General features: G+C 70.3%; 23 protein-coding genes. 12 read left to right on the top strand and 11 right to left on the bottom strand.

Annotated features, from left to right (window positions below; genetic code table 11):
• Window positions 1-45: 45 nt before the first annotated feature.
• Window positions 46-2,355, top strand: a complete 2,310-nt coding sequence (purL, locus tag KOI47_RS33695) for a phosphoribosylformylglycinamidine synthase subunit PurL (RefSeq protein WP_232376431.1) — start codon at window positions 46-48, stop codon at window positions 2,353-2,355.
• Window positions 2,356-2,406: 51 nt separating this feature from the next.
• On the opposite strand, the gene KOI47_RS33690 is transcribed toward purL, so the two are convergent.
• The 4 genes from KOI47_RS33690 to KOI47_RS33675 all read right to left on the bottom strand — a co-directional run bounded on the left by KOI47_RS33690 (window position 2,407) and on the right by KOI47_RS33675 (window position 6,307).
• On the bottom strand, window positions 2,407-3,486 hold the full coding sequence (locus KOI47_RS33690; protein WP_216211421.1) for a hypothetical protein: 1,080 nt from the start codon (window positions 3,484-3,486) through the stop codon (window positions 2,407-2,409).
• Window positions 3,487-3,690: 204 nt separating this feature from the next.
• Window positions 3,691-4,566 carry a lysozyme gene (locus KOI47_RS33685; RefSeq protein ID WP_216211417.1) on the bottom strand — a complete coding sequence of 292 codons (876 nt, stop codon included), beginning with the start codon at window positions 4,564-4,566 and terminating at the stop codon, window positions 3,691-3,693.
• A gap of 140 nt (window positions 4,567-4,706) precedes the next feature.
• Complete coding sequence (locus KOI47_RS33680; protein ID WP_216217739.1) at window positions 4,707-5,507, bottom strand: lysozyme; 801 nt, start codon at window positions 5,505-5,507, stop codon at window positions 4,707-4,709.
• A gap of 140 nt (window positions 5,508-5,647) precedes the next feature.
• Window positions 5,648-6,307 (bottom strand): type VII secretion system-associated protein, encoded by a 660-nt coding sequence (locus KOI47_RS33675; RefSeq protein ID WP_216211414.1) that lies wholly within the window; start codon window positions 6,305-6,307, stop codon window positions 5,648-5,650.
• 62 nt (window positions 6,308-6,369) lie between these two features.
• Between KOI47_RS33675 and KOI47_RS33670 the strand changes: the two genes are divergently transcribed.
• Window positions 6,370-6,750, top strand: coding sequence for a sterol carrier family protein (locus KOI47_RS33670; RefSeq protein WP_216211411.1), 381 nt, complete (start codon window positions 6,370-6,372; stop codon window positions 6,748-6,750).
• Between the two features lie 23 nt (window positions 6,751-6,773).
• Here the strand turns inward: KOI47_RS33670 and KOI47_RS33665 are convergent, their stop codons facing one another.
• Window positions 6,774-7,568, bottom strand: a complete 795-nt coding sequence (locus tag KOI47_RS33665) for an SAM-dependent methyltransferase (RefSeq protein WP_216217738.1) — start codon at window positions 7,566-7,568, stop codon at window positions 6,774-6,776.
• 289 nt (window positions 7,569-7,857) lie between these two features.
• Here KOI47_RS33665 and KOI47_RS33660 point away from each other — a divergent pair, with 289 nt between their 5' ends.
• From KOI47_RS33660 to KOI47_RS33630, 7 genes are all read left to right on the top strand, one after another.
• Window positions 7,858-8,727 (top strand): helix-turn-helix domain-containing protein, encoded by an 870-nt coding sequence (locus KOI47_RS33660; protein ID WP_216211408.1) that lies wholly within the window; start codon window positions 7,858-7,860, stop codon window positions 8,725-8,727.
• Window positions 8,728-8,943: 216 nt separating this feature from the next.
• On the top strand, window positions 8,944-9,177 hold the full coding sequence (locus KOI47_RS33655; protein ID WP_408629877.1) for a DUF397 domain-containing protein: 234 nt from the start codon (window positions 8,944-8,946) through the stop codon (window positions 9,175-9,177).
• The gene (locus KOI47_RS33650) at window positions 9,164-9,586 is read left to right on the top strand and encodes a hypothetical protein (protein ID WP_216211404.1); all 423 of its coding nucleotides are present in this window, start codon (window positions 9,164-9,166) and stop codon (window positions 9,584-9,586) included. The genes KOI47_RS33655 and KOI47_RS33650 overlap by 14 nt, the downstream gene beginning before the upstream one ends.
• Before the next feature lie 198 nt (window positions 9,587-9,784).
• Window positions 9,785-11,314, top strand: a complete 1,530-nt coding sequence (purF, locus tag KOI47_RS33645) for an amidophosphoribosyltransferase (protein WP_216211401.1) — start codon at window positions 9,785-9,787, stop codon at window positions 11,312-11,314.
• Between the two features lie 35 nt (window positions 11,315-11,349).
• Window positions 11,350-12,420, top strand: coding sequence for a phosphoribosylformylglycinamidine cyclo-ligase (gene purM / locus KOI47_RS33640; RefSeq protein ID WP_216211396.1), 1,071 nt, complete (start codon window positions 11,350-11,352; stop codon window positions 12,418-12,420).
• Window positions 12,421-12,442: 22 nt separating this feature from the next.
• Window positions 12,443-12,862, top strand: coding sequence for an alternative ribosome rescue aminoacyl-tRNA hydrolase ArfB (gene arfB / locus KOI47_RS33635; RefSeq protein WP_232376955.1), 420 nt, complete (start codon window positions 12,443-12,445; stop codon window positions 12,860-12,862).
• A gap of 65 nt (window positions 12,863-12,927) precedes the next feature.
• On the top strand, window positions 12,928-13,476 hold the full coding sequence (locus KOI47_RS33630; protein ID WP_216211390.1) for a Uma2 family endonuclease: 549 nt from the start codon (window positions 12,928-12,930) through the stop codon (window positions 13,474-13,476).
• On the opposite strand, the gene KOI47_RS33625 is transcribed toward KOI47_RS33630, so the two are convergent.
• From KOI47_RS33625 to KOI47_RS33610, 4 genes are all read right to left on the bottom strand, one after another.
• A complete protein-coding gene (locus KOI47_RS33625) occupies window positions 13,445-14,686 on the bottom strand; it encodes a glycosyltransferase 87 family protein (protein WP_232376430.1) in 1,242 nt (413 codons plus the stop codon). The genes KOI47_RS33630 and KOI47_RS33625 overlap by 32 nt on opposite strands.
• Window positions 14,687-14,707: 21 nt before the next feature.
• Window positions 14,708-15,307: a VanZ family protein gene (locus tag KOI47_RS33620; protein WP_216211384.1), complete on the bottom strand. Its 600-nt coding sequence runs from the start codon at window positions 15,305-15,307 to the stop codon at window positions 14,708-14,710.
• Window positions 15,308-15,451: 144 nt separating this feature from the next.
• Window positions 15,452-16,135, bottom strand: coding sequence for a response regulator (locus tag KOI47_RS33615; RefSeq protein WP_216211382.1), 684 nt, complete (start codon window positions 16,133-16,135; stop codon window positions 15,452-15,454).
• Window positions 16,132-17,739: a sensor histidine kinase gene (locus tag KOI47_RS33610; protein WP_216211379.1), complete on the bottom strand. Its 1,608-nt coding sequence runs from the start codon at window positions 17,737-17,739 to the stop codon at window positions 16,132-16,134. Before KOI47_RS33610 ends, KOI47_RS33615 begins: the two co-directional genes overlap by 4 nt.
• Before the next feature lie 182 nt (window positions 17,740-17,921).
• Between KOI47_RS33610 and KOI47_RS33605 the strand changes: the two genes are divergently transcribed.
• From KOI47_RS33605 to KOI47_RS33595, 3 genes are read left to right on the top strand one after another with little or no spacing between them, the layout of a single operon-like run.
• Window positions 17,922-18,911 (top strand): Bug family tripartite tricarboxylate transporter substrate binding protein, encoded by a 990-nt coding sequence (locus tag KOI47_RS33605; protein ID WP_216211376.1) that lies wholly within the window; start codon window positions 17,922-17,924, stop codon window positions 18,909-18,911.
• Complete coding sequence (locus KOI47_RS33600; protein WP_216211374.1) at window positions 18,908-19,456, top strand: tripartite tricarboxylate transporter TctB family protein; 549 nt, start codon at window positions 18,908-18,910, stop codon at window positions 19,454-19,456. Before KOI47_RS33605 ends, KOI47_RS33600 begins: the two co-directional genes overlap by 4 nt.
• Window positions 19,457-19,459: 3 nt before the next feature.
• Window positions 19,460-20,965: a tripartite tricarboxylate transporter permease gene (locus KOI47_RS33595; RefSeq protein WP_216211372.1), complete on the top strand. Its 1,506-nt coding sequence runs from the start codon at window positions 19,460-19,462 to the stop codon at window positions 20,963-20,965.
• Here the strand turns inward: KOI47_RS33595 and KOI47_RS33590 are convergent.
• Window positions 20,938-21,849: a Gfo/Idh/MocA family protein gene (locus KOI47_RS33590; protein ID WP_216211369.1), complete on the bottom strand. Its 912-nt coding sequence runs from the start codon at window positions 21,847-21,849 to the stop codon at window positions 20,938-20,940. The genes KOI47_RS33595 and KOI47_RS33590 overlap by 28 nt on opposite strands.
• 33 nt (window positions 21,850-21,882) lie before the next feature.
• Window positions 21,883-22,824 carry an alpha/beta fold hydrolase gene (locus KOI47_RS33585; protein ID WP_232376429.1) on the bottom strand — a complete coding sequence of 314 codons (942 nt, stop codon included), beginning with the start codon at window positions 22,822-22,824 and terminating at the stop codon, window positions 21,883-21,885.
• Window positions 22,825-22,834 lie beyond the last annotated feature (10 nt).

The following is a 22,834-nucleotide window of genomic DNA, read 5'->3' as shown; positions in this document are numbered from 1 at the left end:
CGGCCGGAGCGGGCGAGGGAATTTCGCCCGTCTACCCTCTTACCCGTGGCGCATCCCGACACGGAAACCCAGGTCATCGACACCACCGGCCACGCGGCGGCCACGCCGGACGCCGCGCAGCCCTACCTCGAGCTCGGCCTCGCCGAGGACGAGTACGCCCGGATCCGGGAGATCCTCGGCCGCAGGCCCACCGACGCCGAGCTCGCCATGTACTCGGTGATGTGGAGCGAGCACTGCTCGTACAAGTCCTCCAAGGCGCATCTGCGCTACTTCGGCGAGACCACCACGGCCGAGATGCGGGAGAAGATGCTCGCCGGGATCGGCGAGAATGCGGGCGTGGTGGACGTCGGCGACGGCTGGGCGGTCACCTTCAAGGTGGAGAGCCACAACCACCCGTCCTATGTGGAGCCCTACCAGGGCGCGGCCACCGGGGTCGGCGGGATCGTGCGGGACATCCTGGCGATGGGCGCCCGGCCGCTGGCGGTGGCCGACCCGCTGCGGTTCGGGCCCGCGGACGCCCCGGACACCCGGCGGGTGCTGCCAGGGGTGGTCGGCGGGATCGCCGGGTACGGCAACTGCCTCGGCCTGCCGAATATCGGCGGCGAGGTCGCTTTCGACGAAAGCTACGCGGGTAACCCGCTGGTGAACGCGCTGTGCGTGGGTGCGATGCGGGTGGAGGACCTGCACCTCGCGCATGCCTCCGGCACCGGCAACAAGATCATCCTGTTCGGCGCGCGCACCGGCCTTGACGGCATCGGCGGGGTGTCCGTGCTGGCCAGCGACACCTTCGCCGGGGACGAGTCCGGCAGTGACCCCGCGGGGCGCAAGAAGCTGCCCAGCGTGCAGGTCGGCGACCCGTTCACCGAGAAGGTGCTGATCGAGTGCTGCCTCGAACTGTTCGCCCAGCGTCTGGTGGTCGGCATCCAGGACCTCGGCGGGGCCGGGCTGTCCTGCGCCACCTCCGAGCTGGCCGCGGCCGGGGACGGCGGCATGCACATCGAGCTGGACCGGGTCCCGTTGCGGGCCAAGGGGATGACTCCCGCGGAGATCCTGTCCAGTGAGTCGCAGGAGCGGATGTGCGCGGTGGTCAGCCCCGCCGATGTGGACGCCTTCATGAAGGTGTGCGCCAAATGGGACGTGACCGCCACCGAGATCGGCGAGGTCACCGACGGCGAGCACCTGGTGATCACCTGGCACGGCGAGACCGTGGTGGACGTGCCACCGCGCACCGTCGCGCACCAGGGCCCGGTGTATCACCGCCCGTACGCCCGCCCGGTCGCGCAGGACGAGCTGCAGGCCGACACCCCGGACACGCTGCCGCGACCGTCCGGCCCGGACGAGCTGCGCGACACCCTGCTGCGGATGATCTCCTCCCCCGAGCTCGCCTCCAGGGAGTGGGTCACCGAGCAGTACGACCGCTACGTCCGTGGCAACACCGTGCTCGCCCAGCCCGCCGACTCCGGGGTGATCCGGATCGACGAGCGCACCGGCCGCGGGGTGGCCGTTTCCACCGACTGCAACAGCCGGTTCGTGTACCTGGACCCCTATGCCGGCACCCAGCTCGCGCTGGCCGAGGCCTACCGCAACGTGGCCACCAGCGGGGCCACCCCGATCGCGGTCACCAACTGCCTGAACTTCGGCGCGCCGACCGACCCTGGCGTGATGTGGCAGTTCGAGCGTGCCGTGCACGGCCTCGCCGACGGCTGCGCCGAGCTGGGTATCCCGGTGACCGGCGGGAACGTCAGCTTCTTCAACCAGACCGGGGACACCGCGATCCTGCCGACCCCGGTGGTCGGGGTGCTCGGGGTGCTGGACGATGTGCGCAGGCGGATCCCGACCGGGGTCGGGGCCGAGGCCGGCGAGACCCTGCTGCTGCTCGGCGACACCAGGGCGGAGTTCGGCGGTTCGGCCTGGGCGCGGATCGTGCACGGGCACCTCGGCGGGTTGCCGCCTGCCGTGGACCTGGCGCGCGAGCGGCTGCTCGCGGAGGTGCTGTCCGCGGGCAGCCGGGACGGGATGATCTCGGCCGCGCACGACCTCTCCGACGGCGGGCTGGCCCAGACCCTGGTGGAGACCGTGCTGATCGGACAGGTCGGCGCCAGGGTGGTGCTGGATCCGGACACCGACCCCTTCGTGCAGCTGTTCGCCGAGTCCGCGGGCCGGGTGCTGGTCGCGGTGCCGCGCTCGGAGGAGCTGCGGTTCACCGAGCTGTGCTCGGCCCGGGGCCTGCCCTGGCGCAAGACCGGTGTGGTGGACCCGGATTCGGCGGCGCTGGAGATCCAGGACGTGGCCACCTTCGGCCTTGCCGAGCTGCGCGCGGCCTGGGAGGGCACGTTGCCTGCCCTGTTCGGCTGACCGGTCCGGTGGGGTGCCGCCTCGCCTTGGCACCCCACCGGACCGCGGCGGTCAGTTCACGTAGACGCCGACGAGGCTGATGCAGAACCCGGTCTCGTCGAAGTTGTCCGCGCCGATCAGACCGTCCGCGGGGCTGCCGCCCACGGTGCCCTTGAGCTTGGCCGACACGTAGTACTTCCCGTCGCTGATCTCGGTGATCTCCAGATCGGACGGGCCGGAGGTCGCGGTCTCCACGTCACCCTCCTCCTGGGACTTCGCCTCCTCGCACAGCATCGCCATGGCGGCGGACTTGTCCCCGGAGTTCAGCTTGCCGACGAAGTCCTCGATCACCTTGCCGCCCTCGCTGTCCCCGGTGCCGCTGCCGGGAGAGTCCGACTCGGACGGATCGGTGCTGGGCTCGTCCGACTCGCTGGGTAGCCCGGTCGGCCCGTTCGGAACGCTGTTGCCGGGACCGCCGGGGATGTCCGGCAGCTTCATGCTCCAGTTCTTCCAGCACCACTTGTCCCCGGCCTTGCCGAGTTCGCCGGTGAGCGGGGTTGGCTGGCCCTTCAGCGTGACCTCCAGCGGGGCGGTGGCGGAGTTGCCGTTCTCCTGCACCGGACCGGTGAGCCTCGCGCCCTCCACCCGGTTCACGTTCTGGATCGCCTGGGTCACGTCCTCGTCGGCGTCCCCGCACTTCAGCCCGTTCAGGGCGTTCGCGTCCTTGGCGTTGAGCGCGGCCACGATCTGCTCGGCGGTGTCCTGCGCCGTGCCGCTGTCCGCCTTCTTGTCCTCGTCACCGGAGAGCAGGAAGCCGGGCGCGAGGAAACCGGTCACCCCGAACGCGATGAGCAGCACCGCCACCACCGCGAGGCTGACCCACAGCGCGGTCTTCGGCTTCTTCGGCGGCTGGCCGTATCCACCGGGCTGCCCGTAGGGGCCCTGCTGCGGGTAGCCGGGGTACTGCCCGTACATGGCGGTCTGGTCGTAGCCGCCGTACGGCTGCTGTGGCTGCTGCCCGTACTGCCCATAGGGATCGGGCTGGCCGTACTGGCCCTGTTGCGGAAAACCGCCGGACTGCGGGTACCCGCCCTGGCCGTAGGGGTCCGGTTGCTGGCCATAGGGCTGCCCAGGCTGAGGTGGGTAAGTCATGCCGAAGCCTTTCCAGTCTTGCAGCGCCCGCGCTGGTGCGCTCGGTGGTGCGACGCGGGCGCCGAAGATCTGGTTCCTCCGGCATACCGCCCGTGCTGGGCATTCTGCCTGCCGTTGTTCATTTCCTGTGAAGGGGCTCTCGCCCGGGTCCGCGGCCGGGCGAGAGCCGTGGTCGGTCGACTTCGGACGGTTATCCGGCTCGGATCAACCGGTTGCCAGTACCTGCAACCGGTCGTAGGCGCCGTTGAAGGTGTTCTGGTCGATCGGGCTGGAGGTGTACTGCCAGAAGGTGTAGAAGCCCCAACCGTGCGGCAGCGGCCCGACCGTGGAGTTGTACCGCGCGACCCAGAGCGGCACGGTGCTGCCGAACCCGTGCCCGGTGGCCACGCACTGGTCCCACCAGCTCTTCGAGGTGTAGATCACCGGCCAGCGACCGGTCCGGTTGGCGTAGGTGTCGTGGAAGTCCCTGATCCACGCCGCCATCCCGGCCTTGCTCTTGCCGTAGCAGGTCGAGCCATAGGGGTTGTACTCCATGTCCAGCGCACCGGGCAGGGTCTTGCCATCACGTGACCAGCCACCACCGTTGTCCACAAAGTAGTTCGCCTGTGCCGCGCCGCTGGAGCGGTCCGGCAACGCGAAGTGGTAGGCGCCGCGGATCATGCCGATGTTGTACGAACCGTTGTACTGCTGGGCGAAGTAGGGGCTCTTGTAGCCGGTGCCCTCGGTCGCCTTCACGAAGGCGAACCGCTTGCCCTGGTTCCACCAGTGCTGCCAGTCCACGTTCTTCTGCCAGCCGCTCACGTCGATCCCCGGCACGCTGGCCAGCACGCGCTGCCCGTCCGCGCCGCGGTCGCGGGTCCGCAGGGCCTGCTGCCTGGTGGCCGGGGTGGACTGATCGCCTTCCACCCTGGCGATCTGGGAACCGAGCGGATGGTCGTACATGCGGACGTACTCGTCGATGGAGAGGCCGCGGGTTTCCTGTGCCGAAGCGGCAGGGGCCAGCGTGCCGAGCAGGAGCACGCAGGCGGAGGCGGCGGTGATGGCGCTGTAGGCCCTCCGCCGGCTTCTTCGTGTGGACATCGGGGGAAGTCCCTTCGGTGTGTCTTGCTTGCCCTCGCGACGGGTGGCTCACGGCAGGTAGTCACCCGAGCATTGATTGTCACTCATGCATGTGTCGTTTGTCACGAAATTTCGTGAACTCTTGTCTACGGGTGGGTGATTTACGGCCGCGGTTCACCTTGCGCCAGGGCGGCCAGCCGGGCCTCGGCGCCGTTGAAGTAGTTCTGGTCCCCTGGCAGCGGGCCCGCGTTCGCGAACTGCCAGATCGTCTGGGTCGGCCACCCGGCGGGCAGCGGTCCGATCTCGGGTGCGTAGCGCGCCAGCCACAGGGGGTGGGTCGCGCCGAACTCGGGGCTGTTCCCGGTGCAGGTACGCCACCAGCTGGTGCTGGTGTAGATGGCGGGCGGGCGGCCGGTGCGCTCGGCGTAGCGGGCGGAGAAGTCCTTGATCCACTCGACCATCCCGGCGGGTTCCAGGTCGTAGCAGGTGTCGCCGTAGGGGTTGTACTCCACGTCCAGCGCGCCGGGCAGGGTCCTGCCGTCGGCGGACCAGCCACCGCCGTGCTGCACGAAGTAGTCGGCCTGCTCGGCGCCGCCGGAGATGTCCGGCCGCGCGAAGTGGTAGGCACCGCGGATCATGCCGGCCTGGTAGGAGCCGTTGTACTGCTGCGTGAACTGAGGGCTGACGAAGCCGGTGCCCTCGGTCGCCTTCACGTAGACGAACCGGGCGCCCTTGCCGGTGGTGTCCGGCCAGTCGACCGCGCCCTGCCAGCCGCTGACATCGTGTCCGAGCGTCCGGCCCGCCGCCGCGTACCCGGCGGTGGCCCGCGGCGTTCCGTGCACCCCTTCGTGCAGGGCGATCTGCGAGCCCGCGTGCCGGTGCAGGGCTCCGGCATAGTCGGGGTGTTCCGCGGCGGCCGCAGGTGCCGCGCAGGTCAGGGTGGCCGCGACCGCGGCGGCCATACAGATGATGTCTCGCCGATGCACAGTGACTCCCGTCCAGCTCGCGGTGGTCCCTCCGCGCGTCACGATGCCGCGAACGGAGGAGTTCCGCGAGCCGGGTGTCACCCGGCGGAGTGGATCCGAAGGTCGGGTCCGGGGTGCTAATCCTCTTCGGCCAGTGCCTTCAGCAGATGCTCGGCCGGTACCACGGCGGTCACCACGTCGTGCGGGTTGATCACCACGGGGTGGCCCGCGAGCAGGTCGACCATGTCCCTGCCGAGCACGGCGCGGGCATGCGGCCATTCCTCGGGCACCAGTGACTTGGCGGTGTAGGCGGGCACCAGCACCCGGCCGTCCTGGTCGTGGAAACCGATCACGGTGCGCTGCACCGGAGACATCGCGTACACGAACAGGGTGGAGTCCAGGATGACCCGTGGCAGGTCCTCGGCGGGACGGTGCTTGGTGCGCACCAGTTGCAGCAGGCGTTCCAGGTCGTTGCGCGGTTCCGGGTAGCCGAGCGCCTTCGGCGACGGCCGGTACCGGTCGTTGGGGTGGAAGTCCGCCACGATGTCCCCGGCCGCGTTGACCGGGTAGGCGCCGACGACGGCCCAGGACGGGACGCGGCCGTTCGGGTCGAAGGCCTCGTCGATCACGTACAGCCAGCTGTTCGGGTTCGCGCGCGCGTTCGCCCGCATCTCCCTGGTGATCTCCGGCGGCCGCTTGGCCGCGGGCAGGAAGGTGGGTTCCGTCCGGTCGGTGGCCCTGCCGTCTTGGCGGGTGCTCGTGCCGTCCGGCCTCTCGGCCTCGTCCCGCTGCGCCATTTCGGTCCCTCGGTCTGTCGCGTCGCCTGCGTCTCGTCTCGTGTTCATCCTAGTGTTTCGCCATGCCCTCTTCGCGCTCGGTCGACCCCGTTCGGTTACGTGCTGCTGTAGAACGGATCTCGGCTTGGTTAACCGGAACCGGCCCGGCCCCGGAACGGGCCGAGCTGGCCGAGGCCGTCCGGCTGAGCCTGCGTGCGCTCGCCGCCGACGCGCCCGGACGCAGTGTGGAGGTCAGGGTGCCGCCGTTCGCGGCCGTGCAGTGCGTGGCCGGGCCGCGGCACACCCGGGGCACACCGGCCAATGTGGTGGAGACCGATCCGCGGACCTGGCTCGAACTCGCCACCGGCAGGCTGGGGTGGACGGACGCGGTCGAGGCCGGCCGGGTCACCGCCTCGGGGACCCGGGCCGACCTCGCTCCCTGGTTGCCGATCGTCCGAACGTGAGGGTCAGCCTGTGCCCGTACCGGTCAGGGCTTGTAGCCGATTCCGCCCGCGATGCAGTGCTGCACCTGGTTCAGCGGCTTCAGCTGCGGGCCGTCCGGCCACCACTCGGCGCACAGCGTGACGCCAGGCTCGATCATCTGGAGGTCGCCGAACAGGCTCTCGATCTCGGCCTTCGTCCGGAAGGTGCCGCTGCCCATCGGGCTGTGCAGGAAGATCTGCTCCATCTTGCGGGCGAGCTCGCTGTACTCGTTCTCCGGATCGAGGAAGTGGCTCAGCGCGAGGTACGAACCCGAAGGCAGCGCGTCGATGTACTCCCGCATGATCTCCGCGGGGTCGGCTTCCCCGGTGTAGTGGTGCATCGTGCCCAGCTGGAGCAGCACCAGCGGCTCGTCGAAGTCGATGTACTTGCGCACCACCTCGTCCTCGAGCACGGCGCGCGGGTCGAAGATGTCCGCGGGTGAGAAGTGGGTGAGCTCGTTCTCCTCCAGCAAGGCCCTGCCGTGCGCCAGCACCACCGGGTCGTTGTCGGTGTAGACCACCCGCGCGTCCGGGTTGATCCGCTGCACCACCTGGTGCACGTTCTCCGCCGTGGGCAGCCCGGAGCCGCAGTCGAGGAACTGGTTGACGCCGGTCTGCTGGGCCAGGAAGCGGCAGGCCCTGATCAGGAATCCGCGGTTCTCGGTGGCGAGGTCCTGGGCTTCCGGTGCCGCCTTCTGCACCCCCCGGAGCACTTCCCGGTCGATCTCGTAGTTGTCCTTGCCGTTCAGGAACGCGTCGTAGACCCGGGCGATGCTGGCCCTGCTCGGGTCTACACCCACCGGTGGCTTCGGATCGGAGTACTCGGTGGCCGTGGGGGCGGTAGCGGGATCGGCAGGCGGAGTGGCAGGCATTGAAGGCCTCACTGTGACGTAACGAACAATTGCTGGATCGCACCAAGGGTAAGTGTTTGAGCTCGTTGGGTAAACGCAGGTCGTCCACAAGAGTGGCACACGTGGACGGTGTGTAGTTGGTCGAAACGTTACCGTGCGCCGTGCAGTATCGTTTTGCAGGTAGGTCGCCAGGAAGAGGGCCAAACGAGGACGCTGCGGAGAAGGAGAGGGCCGGAGGATGGTGACCGGCGACGTCGATCAGAACACCGGACCCACTGCGTGTCGCATGATCCTGGGCTCCCAGCTGCGCAAGAGCCGTGAGGCGGCGGGACTGACCAGGGCGCAGGCAGGGTACGAGATCCGCGCCTCGGAATCCAAGATCAGCCGGATGGAGCTGGGCCGGGTCGGCTTCAAGGAGCGAGACGTCACCGACCTGCTGACCATGTACGGAGTCGCCGACGAGCAACTGCGCGAGGAGTACCTGAAGCTCGTCCGGATGTCGAACGAACCCGGCTGGTGGCAGAGCTACAACGACCTGATGCCGAGGTGGCTGGACAACTATGTCGGGCTGGAGGAGGCGGCCTCCCGGATCCAGACCTACGAGCAGCAGTTCGTGCCCGGTCTCATGCAGACCGAGCAGTACGCCCGCGCGATCTCCAGCCACGGCAAGCCGGAGCTGGTGAACGACGACGTCGAGCGCCGGGTCGCGATCCGGATGCGACGGCAGAAGCTGCTGGTGCGGCCGAACGCGCCGCGCCTGTGGGCGATCATCGACGAGTCCGTGCTGCACCGCCCGATCGGCGGGGACGAGGTGCTGCGCGAGCAGATCGACAACCTGCTGGAGCTGACCAGCCTGCCGAACATCTCGCTGCAGATCGTGCCGTTCAAGTACAGCGGCCGCGCCGCGGAGACCTCGTTCTCGCTGCTGCGGTTCGCCGAGCCGGAACTGCCCAACATCGCCTACATCGAACACCTCTGCGGCGCGCTGTACCTGGAGAAGCCGGAGGAGATCGAAATCTACAGCCGGGCGCTGGACCGGCTGGCGGTCGATGCCCACACTCCCGAGGACTCCCGGCAGATGCTGCGCAAGCGCAGGGCGGAGCTGTAGCACCGGCGCCGCCCGGCTGCTGGCGCCGGTACCTGCGTAAACAGGCAATCTTAAGCCCGTCTGAAGTTTTCTCACTTCACCTACACAGGTGAAGTTCGCCTGATCGCCTATGCACGTGCATTCACACGCGCACTGGCACGTGCTACGGTCGGTGCACAACCGAATGCACGTGCAGATGCATCCCCGAAGTGGGACCGAGTCGGGAAGGTGGGGATCATGGAGCAGATCCGCAACGGTGTTTCGGCAGACCTTTTGTCCGATGTGACCTGGCGAAAGAGCAAGTACAGCGGTGCCGTCGGCAACTGTGTCGAGGTTGCCACCCTGGACAGCGGCGAGATTGCGGTGCGCAACTCGCGTTTCCCGAGTGGTCCCGCGCTCGTCTACACCCGAGAGGAGATCGCAGCGTTCCTCGCGGGCGCGAAAGACGGCGAGTTCGATGACGTCCTCTGACGCGATGTCCTCGGTGTCGGCTCCGGCCGACACCGAGGCGGCGTTGGGCAGTCTGATCGACAGCGGGTACCGGTTCGTGCATCCCCGGGACGCCAGGGGGGAGATCGTCGCGGTCGTGGGGGTCCGCGCGCACCACACCGTCATCGACGTGGTCCGGCTGGACGCCGAGGACCAGGTGACCGCCATCAGGATGCCGGGGGACGAGGAGAACATCCTCGAACCGGCGACCGTGCTCTGGCGGTCTTCCGGCGCGATCGGGGACGTGGTGGGCGAGCTGCTCGCGCTGGCGGACGAGGACCATCCCGCCGCAAGACCACAGTGGGCCGCTTCGACCGACGCGGCAGCCGCGAAAGGCTGCTGGGTTCCCGGCCACGCGGGCCGGGCGAAGTGGCTGGTGGCTTCAGCCTGAGAGCGCTGCTCCTGAACGGGACTTCGTCGCTCTGGCGAGCGGAAGAACGTGCCCTCTCGTCTCCCACCGCCGCCCAGACGATCGTGTCGCGCGTTTGGGAACGGACACTGAGGGGGACTGAGCCACATCTCACCGAGGCGGGCCGTGTCCAGCGTTTACACTGGACACGGCCCGTTCTCGTCATCAGGGAGCTTTTCGGTGGAACCCGAGCACGCTGGTGTGGTTGCCGATCAGTCCGAACCCGAACCGCGCGAGGAATGCGGGGTCTTCGGGGTCTGGGCGCCCGGTGAGGAAGTCGCGAAACTGACCTACTACGGGCTGTACGCGTTGCAGCACCGTGGGCAGGAGGCCGCCGGGATCTCGGTCTCCGACGGCAGCCAGATCGTGGTTTTCAAGGATCTCGGCCTGGTCAGCCAGGTCTTCGACGAGCAGGTGCTGTCCTCGCTGCAGGGGCATATCGCGATCGGACACTGCCGCTACTCCACCACCGGGGGTGGTACCTGGGAGAACGCGCAGCCGAACTTCCGCACCACCGCGGCGGGCACCGGCCTTTCCCTCGGCCACAACGGAAACCTGGTGAACACGGCGGAGCTGCACGAGCGTGCCCGTGAGCTCGGCGTGCTCGGCAGGAACGGCGCGACCACCGACTCGGACCTGATCTGCGGGCTGCTCGCCGCGGCGGCCGTGGACAAGGGCGTCGAGGCGGCCGCGCTGGAGCTGCTGCCGACGATCCGCGGGGCGTTCTGCCTCACCTTCGCCGACGAGACCACGCTGTACGCGGCCAGGGACCCGCACGGGGTGCGGCCGCTGGTACTCGGCAGGCTGGAGCGCGGCTGGGTGGTGGCCAGCGAGACCGCCGGCCTGGACATCGTCGGCGCCTCCTTCGTCCGGGAGGTGGAGCCGGGCGAGCTGATCGCGATCGACGCGGAGGGCCTGCGCTCCTCCCGGTTCGCCAATCCCGAGCCCAAGGGCTGTGTCTTCGAATACGTCTACCTCGCCCGGCCGGACACCACCATCGCCGGCCGCAGCGTGCACGCCACCAGGGTGGACATCGGGAAGCGGCTGGCCGAGGAGAACCCGGTGGAGGCCGACCTGGTCATCCCGGTCCCGGAGTCGGGAACCCCCGCGGCCATCGGCTACGCGCAGGCTTCCGGCATCCCGTACGGATCGGGCCTGGTGAAGAACGGTTACGTCGGCCGCACCTTCATCCAGCCCTCGCAGACCATCCGCCAGCTCGGCATCCGGCTGAAGCTGAACCCGCTGCGCGATGTCATCCGCGGCAAGCGGCTGGTGGTGGTGGACGACTCCATCGTGCGCGGCAACACCCAGCGCGCGCTGGTACGGATGCTGCGTGAGTCGGGTGCGCTCGAGGTGCATGTGCGGATCGCCTCGCCGCCGGTGCGCTGGCCGTGTTTCTACGGGATCGACTTCGCCTCCCGTGCCGAGCTGGTCGCCAACGGGGCGGATGTGGACGGCGTGCGCCGCTCGATCGGCGCGGACTCGCTGGGCTACGTGTCGCTGGACGGCCTGGTCGCCGCCTCCGAGCAGCCGCGTTCCAGGTTGTGTGCGGCCTGTTTCGATGGCGAGTACCCCATTCCGTTGCCGGATGACGCGCTGATCGGCAAGCATGTGCTGGAAGGCCTCGGTGGTTCCGAAGGCCAGAACGGGCGCCCCCTGCCGGTCGCCCCCGCCGGGTACGGTGCCGAGGACGCTGTCCGGCGTCCCTGACCGCCACCAGAAAAACTCAGGATGGAGTCCGCTTCGTGAGCGAGTCCACGAGCGCCACCTACGCCGCCGCCGGGGTCGACATCGACGCCGGGGACGAGGCCGTCGAGCTACTCAAGCCGCATGCCAAGCGTGCGAGCCGCCCCGAGGTGATGGGGGGTGTCGGCGGGTTCGCCGGGCTGTTCTCCCTCAAGCCGGACCGCTGGAAGGAGCCGGTACTCGCCTCATCGACCGACGGTGTCGGTACCAAGATCGCGGTCGCGCAGGCACTGGACAAGCACGACACGGTCGGTATCGACCTGGTCGCCATGGTCGTGGACGACCTGGTGGTGACCGGGGCGGAGCCGCTGTTCCTGCAGGACTACATCGCGGTCGGCAAGGTGGTGCCGAGCAAGATCGAGGCACTGGTCGCCGGGATCGCCGAGGGCTGCGTGCAGGCGGGCTGCGCGCTGCTGGGCGGGGAGACCGCGGAGCACCCCGGGATGATGGGCGAGCACGACTACGACATCTCGGCCACCGGGGTCGGCGTGGTCGAGGCGGAGGGCATGCTCGGCCCGGACCGGGTGCGCCCGGGGGACGTGGTGATCGCGCTCGGCTCCACCGGGCTGCACTCCAACGGCTACTCGCTGGCGCGGCACGTGCTGCTGGACGTCGCCAGGATGCCGCTGGCCGGGCATGTGGAGGAGCTGGGCCGTCCGCTGGGTGAGGAGCTGCTGGAGCCGACCAGGGTCTACGCGCGGGACTGCCTGGCGCTGGCTGCCGAGGCCGAGGTGCGCACCTTCGCGCACATCACCGGCGGCGGGCTGGCGGCCAACCTGGCCAGGGTGATGCCAAGGGGCCTGGTCGCCGAACTGGAGCGGGGCACCTGGAGCCCGGCGCCGGTGTTCCAGCTGATCGCCCAGCTCGGCCGGGTGAAGCGGGCGGAGATGGAACGCACCTTCAACATGGGCGTCGGCATGGTCGCCGTGGTGGCCCCTGAGGACGTCGACCGCTCGCTGGCCGTGCTCACCGCACGGCATGTGCCTGCCTGGGTGCTCGGCGACATCCGGCCCGCCGAGCACCCGGACGGGGAGCGGGCCGTACTGCGCGGGGACCACCCCCGCTTCTAGGCCGGCACCGACCGTGGCGGATCTGGTGGTCGGCCCCCGGCTGGTGATCCCGGCCGCGGAGCTCACCGAGCGCTTCTCCCGCTCCTCCGGTCCTGGCGGGCAGGGCGTGAACACCACCGACTCCCGGGTCGAACTGTCCTTCGACGTGGCCCGCTCGCCTTCCGTACCGGAGGACCTGCGCCCCCGGTTGCTGGAGCGGCTGGCGGGCAAGCTGTCCGGCGGGGTGCTGACCATCGCGGCGAGCGAGCACCGGGCGCAGCTGGCCAACCGGGAGGCGGCACGGGAGCGGCTGGCCGCGGTGCTGCGGGAGGCGGCCGCCCCACCCCCGCCGCGCCGGAAGCGGTCCCGGCCCAGCCGGGGCGCCAAGGAGCGCAGGCTGGCCGAGAAGAAGCGGCGTGGCGAGCTCAAGCGTGGCCGCGGCGGCCGGTTCGACGATAGATAACCCGGCCCACATCCCCTGCGGGTTATGCCAGACTGGCCGCACCGGGGTGCGAGGAGGTGGCCGGGATGAGCGTGCTGACCGGGGCGCACGGCTCACTGGAGCACTGGCCACCGCTGCCCGCGGACGGGGCCCGGCACTACGAGTTGGTGGACGGTGTGCTGCGCTCCGGCCCCAAGCCGTCCGCCTGCCACCGCGCCGCCGTCTTCGAGCTCGGCCACCAGCTGCGTGCCCAGCTGCCCAGCCAGCTGTGTGTGCTGCTGGAGGTCGAGGTGGTCACCCGGCCACATCCGGCGACCGTGCGGGTGCCCGACCTGGTGGTGGTACCGAGGGCGGTGGCCCGCCGGAATCCGGCGAGGTACCCCGCCTTCGATGTGGGTCTCGTCGTCGAGCTGTGGCCTTCCCCCGCCGGGCCGGCCTGCGGGCGGGCCCGCTCCGCCGAGTACGCGGCCGCCGGGATCGGGCGTTACTGGACGGTGGACCTGACCGGCCGCCCATGGCTGACCGCGGGCAGGCTGGCGGAGGCAGGCTACCGGCCGGAGGCCGAGGGCTCGGGCACCATCCTGCTGGACCTGCCGGTCCCGGTCACCCTCGAGCTCGACCGGCTGTGCCGGTGAGCGGGGCACGCGCCGCGGGCCGCAGGGCGAAGACGACCAGCATCGCCACTCCGACCAGCACGTAGCTCGAGCCGAGCAGGTGCTGCCACCAGGACCACTGCAGCTCCACGTCCCCGGTCCGCGGCAGATAGGAGTGCGGGCCGACCGCGAACACCGCGATCAGCAGCACCGTGAGACCGATCCGCAGCGCACCGCCGTGCCGCGCGTGGTGCAGCAGCAGCACGGTGGCGGGCAGGATCCACACCCAGTGGTGGGACCAGCTGACCGGCGAGGCGAGCAGCCCCCACACCGCGACGATCAGCAGTGCGGTCACGTCCTCGCCTGCGGCCCTTGCCTTGCGGGCACCGATCCAGGCGGGCACCAGGCTCAGCACGACCAGTGCGGCCCAGACCAGGAACCGGGTGGTGCCCTCCTCCATCAGGCGGTACAGCACCGCCTGGAAGCACTGGTTGAAGGCGTAGGCGATGCCGCCGATCCGGTCCGGGTCGAGCAGCGCGTGGAACCAGTACCGGACCGAGTCCGACGGCGCCAGCGCCAGCCCGGCGAGGCTGAAGCCCAGGAAGGAGGCGAAGGCCACGGCCGCGGGCCGGTACTGCCGCCGGACCAGGAAGAACAGCACGAACACCGCGGGCGTCAGCTTGATCGCGGTGGCCAGCCCGATCAGCATCCCGCGCGGCCAGCGCACCCTGGGCAGCAGGCAGTCCGCGCAGACGAGACCCAGCAGGATCAGGTTGATCTGCCCGAAACCGATGGTGGACCGGGCAGGCTCGAACAGCGCCCAGCCCGCGGCCACCGCGAGCCCGAGCACCACGGCGATGTCGCGCCGCCCTTGTAGCCTGCCTGCCACGGTGACGGTGGCGGTGGCCAGGCCGAGCGCGCTGGCCGTGGTCAGCAGCACCTTCGCCACATGCCACGGCAGCAGCGAGACCGGGCCGAACAGGATCGCCGCGAACGGCGGGTAGGTGAACGACAGCGGCATGTTCGGCACCAGCTCGGGAAACCGGTCGGAGTACAACCCGATCCCGTGCAGCCAGGCGTAGCCGCCCGCGCGGTAGACGTGCAGGTCCATGAAGCCGGGCACGATGAGGATGTGCGCCAGCAGGGATGCCGCGAGCACGCCCAGCGCCACCCGGATCAGCACGAGGTGCCGACGCCGTTCCCGCTCCCCCTCGGTCGCGACCCCGCGCCGCACCAGCACGCCCCTCAGCACAACCCGCACCATACCCAGTGGTCAGTGCGGAGTGTGGCGAGGCAGGGACTCCAGGGAGGGGGATGAGGTGCGCGGCGCGGGGATCGCGTAAATGCCCGGGTAGCGGTGCGACCACCAGCGCCGGGTCAGCCGGGCACCGGCGACCGCGCCGAGGGTGTTCAGCACGATGTCGTCGGTGGCGGTCACCCGGCCGGTGTGCAGCAGGTACTGGCCCACCTCCACGATGGTGGACACGATCAGTGCGGCCAGCGCCAGCTTGACCAGCGACCGGGAGGCCCGCACCCGCAGCGGGATCAGCGCGCCGAGCGGCGCGAGCAGCACCAGGTTGCCCATCACCTGCCAGGGCGAGCCGGTGGGGGCGAAGGCGTCCACCAGATCGGTACCCGGCCACAGGTGCAGGGCGGTGGGTGGCCGCCAGGGCACCGGGATGGTCACCAGGAAGCACACGATGATGACGTTGCTGCCGATCGCGACGTCCAGCGCGGCGGTGCGGCGCGCCGTCCGCGGGGGTCTCCTCCGGCCGCGCCGCTCGCTCAGCACCAGCCAGGCCAGCACGGCGAACGGCGACGCGATAATCGTCGCCGGGATCAGTTCGCCGAATGCGCGCAGTAACGAGTCCACCCGACCCCACCTCGTCCCCTTCCTGAACGCGGTGTCTGACGCGGAAATCCTCAAGATCACCTTCGCATCGCGTTGTGGAAATCGCGCGCGCAAATACGCTCACCTTGAGGTGATCTTGTAAGAGGCGAGGAGGGTGCGAATATGTTATTGCCGCCAGTGGTATTGCCGTTCGGGCCGACCGGTACCGCCGTAGCGCAGCCGGACCTCGGCGTTTCCGGTGGCAGCGAAATGTTCGAGATAGCGGCGGGCGCTGGGCCTGGACAGCTCGGTGACCTGCGCGCACTCGGTCGCCGATAACCCGTCCGGGTGGTCTTGCAGTGCTTGTCGCACCAGTTCGGCCGTCTGCAGGGTCAGCCCTTTCGGCAGGCTGCCCGCCGCCGGTGGCCGCGCCCCGAACACGTCGTCCACGTCCTGCTGCCCGGCCACCGATGCCCTGGACAATCGATTCAGTTTCGCGTGCAGGGAACCGAAATGCCGGAGCTGGTCACGGAGCGCGGAATGGGAGAACGGTTTGATGAGATAGTGCAGCGCGCCACCCCGCATCGCGCTGCGAATGGTGTCCACATCACGGGCCGCGGTGATCACCACGACGTCGGTGTCCACGGTGGCCGGATCGGCACGCAGCTCGCGCAGCACGGCGATACCGTCCATATCCGGCAGGTAGATGTCCAGCAACACCAGGTCCGGCCGCAGGTCGCGAACCGAGCGCAGGGCGTCCGCGCCGGTGTGCGCAACCCCGACCACCGAGAAGCCCTCCGTGCGCTGCACGTATCCACTGTGCACCTTGGCGACCATGAAGTCGTCGTCCACCACCAGCACCCGGATCACCTCGGCACCCCCGCTCGCCGCGGCAGCGGCAACACGGCGGTGAACACCGCGCCCCCGGCGTTGTGCACCGCGACCGAGCCATGCCTGCGCCGGCAGATCTGCCTGGTCAGGGCCAGGCCGAGCCCGCGAGCCCCGGCCGCGCCCGCGTCGTGCTCGGCGACCTTGGTGGTGAAGCCGTGGGTGAACACCTCGGTGGCCAACTCCGGGGCCACCCCGGGGCCGGAGTCGCGGACCACCACGCGCAGCTGGGTGGCCTCCTGCCGGATCGTCACCTCCACCCAGTCGCCTTCCGCGGCGCCGCGGCCGCGGTCGCGCAGCGCGTCCAGGGCGTTGTCAACCAGGTTGCCGACCACGGTCACCAGGTCGGCGGACAGTTGCTCGTCCACGGCATCCAGCCTGCTGCCCTCGGCAAGCCTGATCCCCACCCCCTGCTCGGCGGCCAGGCTGGCCTTGGCGATCAGCAATGCGGCCACGGCCGGGTCGCCGATATGGGCGCTCACCTGGTCGTGCCACTCGTCCCGCGCCCTGCTGACCAGATCCACATAGCTGCGTGCCTCGTCGTACTCGCCCAGCTCGATCAGCCCGGCGATGGTGTGCAGCCGGTTGGTGAACTCGTGCGCCTGCGCGCGCAGCGTGTCCGTGGCCAGGGAGTTCGCCGCCAGCTCCTCGCGTAGCGCGACCAGCTCCGTGCGGTCCCGCAGCGTGGTCACGGCGCCGACCTCGCGGCCGTCCCTTGTGATCGGCATCCGGTTCATCACCAGCACCCTGCCGGCCCGCAACACGATCTGGTCGGCCCCGTGCGCCCGGCCGGTCAGCACGTCCAGCAGGCGTTCGTTCGCCTCCAGCTCGCCGACCCAGGTGCCGACGCAGTCGGGCGGCAGCGCCAGCAGCTCCCGCGCCGTGTCGTTGACCAGGGTGATCCGGTCCTGCTCGTCCAGCGCGATGACGCCTTCCTTGATGCCGTGCAGTAGTGCCTCCCGGTGCTCGACCAGGCCGGTGATCTCCCTTGGCTCCAGGCCAAGGGTCTTGCGTTTGACCCGCCAGGCCAGGAACAGCGAACCGGCCACCCCGAGTACCGTCGCGATCGCCAGCAGCGCGAGTGCGTTGCCTGGCGAGTTCGCGACACCTTCGAAGAACCCGGGGGTCGCCTTGCTCGCCGCGACGATCCCGATCAGCTCGCCGCGGTTGCCGATCACCGGAACGTGCGCGACCAGCTCGTCCCCGACCTCGCCGACCCAGGACCGGCCCCGGGTGACCGTGCTGTCCCCGATCGGCAGCTGGGTACGCAGCTGCCGGGGATCCGGCGAGGTGAGCACCCGGCGGTTCGGCAAGGCGATGATCACCGAGTCGGCGCCGGACAGGCTGCGTGCACTCTCCGCGAAGATCGGCAGCGGATCGCGGCGCACCGGGTCGAGCAGGCCCTCGGGCACACCCGGGGTGGCGGCGACGGTCTCCGCGACCGACAGCAGCCGCCTGCCCTCGGTGTCGGCGAAACTCTTCCCGGACTGGATCACCGAGAAGGTCACCACGCAGGCGAGCAGGGCGAAGACGATCGCCAGCTGCCAGCCGAGCAGCTGCCGCGCCAACGAGCCCTTCGCGCCCACTGCCGCCTCCTTGCTCCGTACGGGTGCTCAACTATGACACCAGGTTGCGGGTGGTGGGCGTGACCACAACGAACACAAGTACCGAAAGGCCCGCAAGCGAGACAGCGCACGGCGGGCCGGGGAACATGACCGACCAGCCGGCGGCGAGGCCGGGGAACCGAAGCACATCGAGGTGCAGCTGGATGAAGAACCCGAAGAGCTGGCTGGCGGCCATCGCCGCGCTACTGCTGGTGCTGGTGGTCCCGCCGCTGGTCTCCTCCGGTAGCGACGAGGACGTTGGCAAGCACATCCGTGGCCTGCGGCTGATGGTGCCGAACACCCCCGGCGGTGGCTACGACATCACCGCGCGGACCGCGGCGAAGGCGATCGAGGACGCGGGCCTGAACGGCAACACCGAGGTGTTCAACCTGCCCGGTGCGGGCGGCACCGTCGGCCTCGGCAGGCTGGTCAGCGAGCGCGGTAACGGCAAGCTCGCGATGTCGATGGGGCTCGGCGTGGTCGGCTCGGTCTACACCAACAAGTCGCCATCCACCCTGCAGGACACCACGCCGATCGCCCGGCTCACCGAGGAGGCCGACATCGTGGTGGTCGGCAAGGACTCGCCGTACCAGGACATCACCGAGCTGATCGAGGCATGGCGCGCCGATCCCGGCGGGGTCTCGGTCGGCGGCGGCTCCTCCCCCGGCGGGCCGGATCACCTCGCGCCGATGCTGATGGCCGAGGCGCTCGGGATCGCGCCGAAGAACGTCCGGTACGTGTCCTACGACGGCGGTGGCGAGCTGATGGCCTCGGTACTGGGCGGCGAGGTCGGCTTCGGGGTGTCCGGCATCGGCGAGACCAGGGACCAGATCGACGCGGGCGAGCTGCGCGCGCTCGCGGTCACCAGCCCGCAGCGGGTGCCGGGGATCGAAGCCCCGACCCTGCAGGAGTCCGGAGTGGACGTCAGCTTCACCAACTGGCGTGGCGTCGTGGCACCACCGGGCATCAGCGACACCGCCCGCGACAAGCTGATCGCCATGTTCACCGGGCTGCACGACACCCCGCAATGGCGGGAGGCGTTGCGACTGAACGGCTGGGCCGACGCCTTCCAGACCGGGGACGAGTTCGCCGCCTTCCTCGAGGCGGAGAACGGCCGGGTGGTCAAGGTACTGAAGGAGCTGGGGCTGGCATGAACAATTCCACTGTAGACGCCCAGGACCAGGCCGCGGCCGGTCCGCCCGCGGCAGGCCGGTCCTGGCGCGGCAGGTCCGAACTCGGTGTCTGCCTGCTGCTGGCCGCGCTCGGGGTGCTGGTGCTGACCGACGCGCTGAGCATGCCGGTGGACTTCACCCAGCGCGGCCCGATCGGGCCCAAGGCCGTCCCGGTGCTGGTCGGCTCGGCACTGCTGGTGGTGGCCGCACTGCTGGCAAGGGACGTGCTGCGCGGCGGAAGGGGTGCGGCCGAGGGCGGCGAGGACGTCGATCCGGACACCCCCGCTGACTGGCGCACCGTACTGCTGCTTTCCGGCGCGTTCCTCGCCAACGCGGCGCTGATCGACACCGCCGGATTCCCGATCTCCTCGGCGGTGCTGTTCTGGGGCGCCTGCTACGCGCTGGGCAGCAGGAACCCCGTCCGGGACCCGCTGATCGCGGCCACGCTCGCGGTGGTCACCTGGATCGTCTTCGACGAGCTGCTCGGGGTGCCGCTTCCCGGCGGCCCGCTGCTGGGGGTGCTGTAGCCGATGGACTCGATTTCCCTGCTGCTGGACGGTTTCGGCACCGCGCTCACCCCGCAGCACCTGCTGTTCGCCGCGATCGGGGTCATCCTCGGCACCGCGATCGGCGTGCTGCCGGGGATCGGCCCTGCGATGGCCATCGCCCTGCTGCTCCCGGTGACCTACGGGCTGGAGTCCACCGCCGCGTTCATCATGTTCGCCGGTATCTACTACGGCGGCATGTTCGGCGGCTCGACCACCGCGATCCTGCTGAACACCCCCGGCGAGAGCGCCTCGGTGGTCACCGCGATCGAGGGCAACAAGATGGCCAAGCGCGGGCGCGGGGCGCAGGCACTGGCCGCGGCCGCGATCGGCAACTTCGTCGGGGCCATGATCGGCACCATCGCGCTGGTGCTGCTGGCCCCGGCGATGGCCTCCTTCGCGGTGAACATCGGGGCCGCGGACTACTTCGCGCTGATGGTGCTGGCCTTCATCGCGGTCACCTCGGTGCTCGGCAGGTCAAGGGTGCGCGGGTTCGCCTCGTTGCTGATCGGGCTGACCATCGGGCTGATCGGGCTGGACGAGATGACCGGGCAGTCCCGGCTCACCTTCGGTTCGCTGCACCTCGCCGACGGAATCGACGTGGTGATCGTCGCGGTCGGGTTGTTCGCCGTCGGCGAATCGCTGTGGGTGGCCGCGCACCTGCGGCACAAGCAGGACAAGCCGATCCCGGTCGGCAGGCCCTGGCTCGGCCGCGCCGAGCTGCGGCGGACCTGGAAGCCGTGGCTGCGCGGGCCGCTGCTCGGTTTTCCCTTCGGCGCGATTCCGGTCGGTGGCGCCGAGATCCCGACCTTCCTCTCCTATGTCACCGAGAAGCGGCTGGCCAGGAACCGCGAGTTCGGCTCGGGTGCGATCGAGGGGGTGGCCGGGCCGGAGTCCGCGGCCAGTGCCTCGGCCTCCGGGACGCTGGTCACCATGCTGACGCTGGGCCTGCCGACCACCGCCACCGCCGCGGTGATGCTGGCCGCGTTCCGGCAGTACGGCATCCAGCCCGGGCCGCTGCTGTTCGAGCACGAGTCGGCGCTGGTGTGGGCGCTGGTCGCGAGCCTGTTCATCGGGACCGCGCTGCTGCTGGTGATCAACCTGCCGCTGGCGCCGGTGTGGGCGAAGCTGCTGCGGATCCCGCGGCCGTACCTGTACGCGGGGATCCTGTTCTTCGCCGCGGTCGGCGCGTACGCGGTCGGTGGTGAGGTGATCGACCTGCTGCTGCTGTTCCTGGTCGGGCTGCTCGGGTTCGCCATGCGGCGCTACGGCCTTCCGGTGCTGCCCGCGATCATCGGGGTGATCCTCGGTCCGGCCTCGGAACAACAGATGCGGCGTGCCCTGCAGCTGTCCGACGGTGAGCTGACCGGACTGGTCAACTCACCGCTGGCGGTGGTGATCTACCTGGTCGTCGTCTGCCTGCTCGCCTGGCCGTTGCTGCGCAAGCTGATCCGTAGCCGGTCTCAGCCGGGGGAGCGGGTGGACGCCTGACCGGAGGCCGCGCGCCGGGCCTGGTCGAGCAGGCACTGCAGGTGCAGGCCGCGGTCGACGTCGCAGGGATGGTCGCGGGTGTCGCTGGCGACCATCGCCGCGAAGTCGTCCAGCAACGCGGTGTAGCACTCCTGCGCCGCGCCCGGCTTGCGGCCCAGCGCGCGGTAGCCGTGCTCGCCGTACACCGCGAACTCGATCACGGTCGGGTCGATCGGGAGCCGCAGCGAAAGCGCGGCCGTGCTGGTCGCCCCGCCGCGGTGCTCGAACAGCAGCTGCCAGAGGTCGTCCGCGCCACGGTGCGCGGCCAGTACCCCGGTGATCTCGCCGAGGGCGGCATCCATCAGGTCGATCACATGCGGGCCGATATCGGCCAGCGCGCCAAGGTCGTGCCGCCACGGTGAGCCGCCGTACCTGCTGCTGAGCAGGGCACCGGACAGCCAGCGGGCGCTGCCGCCGCTCCAGCCGCCGGTGTGCCCGAGGTCGGCCAGCCACTCCCGGGTCTGCATGGCGTAGCGCAGGGTGAGCACGACCAGCGCGACGACCCCGGCCTCCCGCACCGCCTCCGCGAGCCTGCCTGCCTGCCCGGCGTCCGGCGCGATCGGCTTCTCCAGGATCAGATGCTTGCCCGCCTTGGCCGCCCGCGATGCCAGCTCGGCCTGCGCCGCGGGCGGCACCGCGAAGGCCACCGCGTCGACAAGGCCGAGCAGTTCCTCGAAGTCGGCGCAGGGCAGCGTGCCGTGTGCCGCGGCGAGTTCCCGTGCCGCCTCGGGCCTGCGGGTCCACACGGCCGTCAGCGCCGTGCCGGGGTGGTCGGCGAGCCCGGGAGCGTGCACGGAAGTGGCCCACGGACCGCCGCCCACCAGGCCGACACGAAGTTGCTGCATGCCGCGCAGCCTAGGGTGTGCTGCCGGCGTCCCTCAGCGCCGGGCGAGCCGGTCCAGGATGTCGATCAGCTCGGCCGTCTTCGCCGCGTTCGGCACGTGCCCGGTTTCCAGATCGAACACCCGGAAGCGGTTGCCGGGGGTGCGGCGGTCGGCCTCGGCGATCATCCGGTCCTGCAGTGCCGGTGGCACCACCCGGTCCCTGGTGTGCCGGATGTAGGCCCTGGGAATCCATCCCCAGGCACCCGGATCGCCCCTGCTGTCCATGGCGCCCTTGCCCAGTACCTCGTCCGGTGCCATGGAGTTGAGCAAAGCGAACAGTTCCGTGTCGGTGCCGTCCGGGATGAGCACCCGTTTCGCCGTGGCGATCAGCTCGGGATCGGCAAGCCGCCAGTTGGACCGGATCGCGCCGATCACGGCCGGGTCGGCGGCCAGGAACCCGAACAGTTCGCCCACCTGTGAGGCCGAGCCTTCCGGGGTGCGCAGGTACTCGTCCGGGGAGGCGAGCTCCGTGCAGCAGTAGGCGCTGTCGTAGACCAGCCGGTCGATCAGCCACGGCACCCGGTTGGCCACCAGGGTGATGGTCGCCCCGCCGATGCTGCCGCCCACCAGCACCACCGGGCCGAGGCGGGCCGCCCGGCGTACCACCGCGACGGTGGCGTCCACCTGGTCGGCCGGCTTGACCCCGGCCAGCGGCGAGCGCTCGGTGGCCAGCGCCTGGAGATCCTGCGGGGCCTGGTAGGCGTGCCGATACTGGCCCGCGGTATCGGCGAACCCTGGCGGCGTGACACCCACGCAGCGGTGTCCGCGCAGGGTGAGCTCGTCCACGGTGGAGCCCGCGCCGTTGGCGCCTGGCGCGAACACGAAGGTGGTGGGGCCGCGCCTGCCGCCCATGGCGTGTGCGGTGCCTGCGGAAAGGCCGGCCGTGGCGGCGGCGACCGCGCCGGTCAGCGCGGCGCGACGGGTGTGTCCGGACATCGGGAGATCC

Origin of the sequence: Amycolatopsis aidingensis (genome assembly GCF_018885265.1) — a bacterium.
GTDB lineage: Bacteria > Actinomycetota > Actinomycetes > Mycobacteriales > Pseudonocardiaceae > Amycolatopsis > Amycolatopsis aidingensis.
The sequence above is the reverse complement of the archived record's forward strand: the minus strand, read 5'-3'. Positions and strand labels throughout refer to the sequence as shown.

Coding starts and splice junctions, on each gene's coding strand:
- KOI47_RS33605 (WP_216211376.1), top strand. CDS start 17,922: ATGAAGAACCCGAAGAGCTGGCTGGCGGCCATCGCCGCGCTACTGCTG.
- KOI47_RS33660 (WP_216211408.1), top strand. CDS start 7,858: ATGGTGACCGGCGACGTCGATCAGAACACCGGACCCACTGCGTGTCGC.
- KOI47_RS33650 (WP_216211404.1), top strand. CDS start 9,164: ATGACGTCCTCTGACGCGATGTCCTCGGTGTCGGCTCCGGCCGACACC.
- KOI47_RS33600 (WP_216211374.1), top strand. CDS start 18,908: ATGAACAATTCCACTGTAGACGCCCAGGACCAGGCCGCGGCCGGTCCG.
- KOI47_RS33670 (WP_216211411.1), top strand. CDS start 6,370: ATGCCCTCTTCGCGCTCGGTCGACCCCGTTCGGTTACGTGCTGCTGTA.
- KOI47_RS33630 (WP_216211390.1), top strand. CDS start 12,928: ATGAGCGTGCTGACCGGGGCGCACGGCTCACTGGAGCACTGGCCACCG.
- KOI47_RS33685 (WP_216211417.1), bottom strand. CDS start 4,566: ATGTCCACACGAAGAAGCCGGCGGAGGGCCTACAGCGCCATCACCGCC.
- KOI47_RS33655 (WP_408629877.1), top strand. CDS start 8,944: ATGGAGCAGATCCGCAACGGTGTTTCGGCAGACCTTTTGTCCGATGTG.
- KOI47_RS33585 (WP_232376429.1), bottom strand. CDS start 22,824: ATGTCCGGACACACCCGTCGCGCCGCGCTGACCGGCGCGGTCGCCGCC.
- KOI47_RS33595 (WP_216211372.1), top strand. CDS start 19,460: ATGGACTCGATTTCCCTGCTGCTGGACGGTTTCGGCACCGCGCTCACC.
- KOI47_RS33590 (WP_216211369.1), bottom strand. CDS start 21,849: ATGCAGCAACTTCGTGTCGGCCTGGTGGGCGGCGGTCCGTGGGCCACT.
- KOI47_RS33690 (WP_216211421.1), bottom strand. CDS start 3,486: ATGACTTACCCACCTCAGCCTGGGCAGCCCTATGGCCAGCAACCGGAC.
- KOI47_RS33680 (WP_216217739.1), bottom strand. CDS start 5,507: ATGGCCGCCGCGGTCGCGGCCACCCTGACCTGCGCGGCACCTGCGGCC.
- KOI47_RS33675 (WP_216211414.1), bottom strand. CDS start 6,307: ATGGCGCAGCGGGACGAGGCCGAGAGGCCGGACGGCACGAGCACCCGC.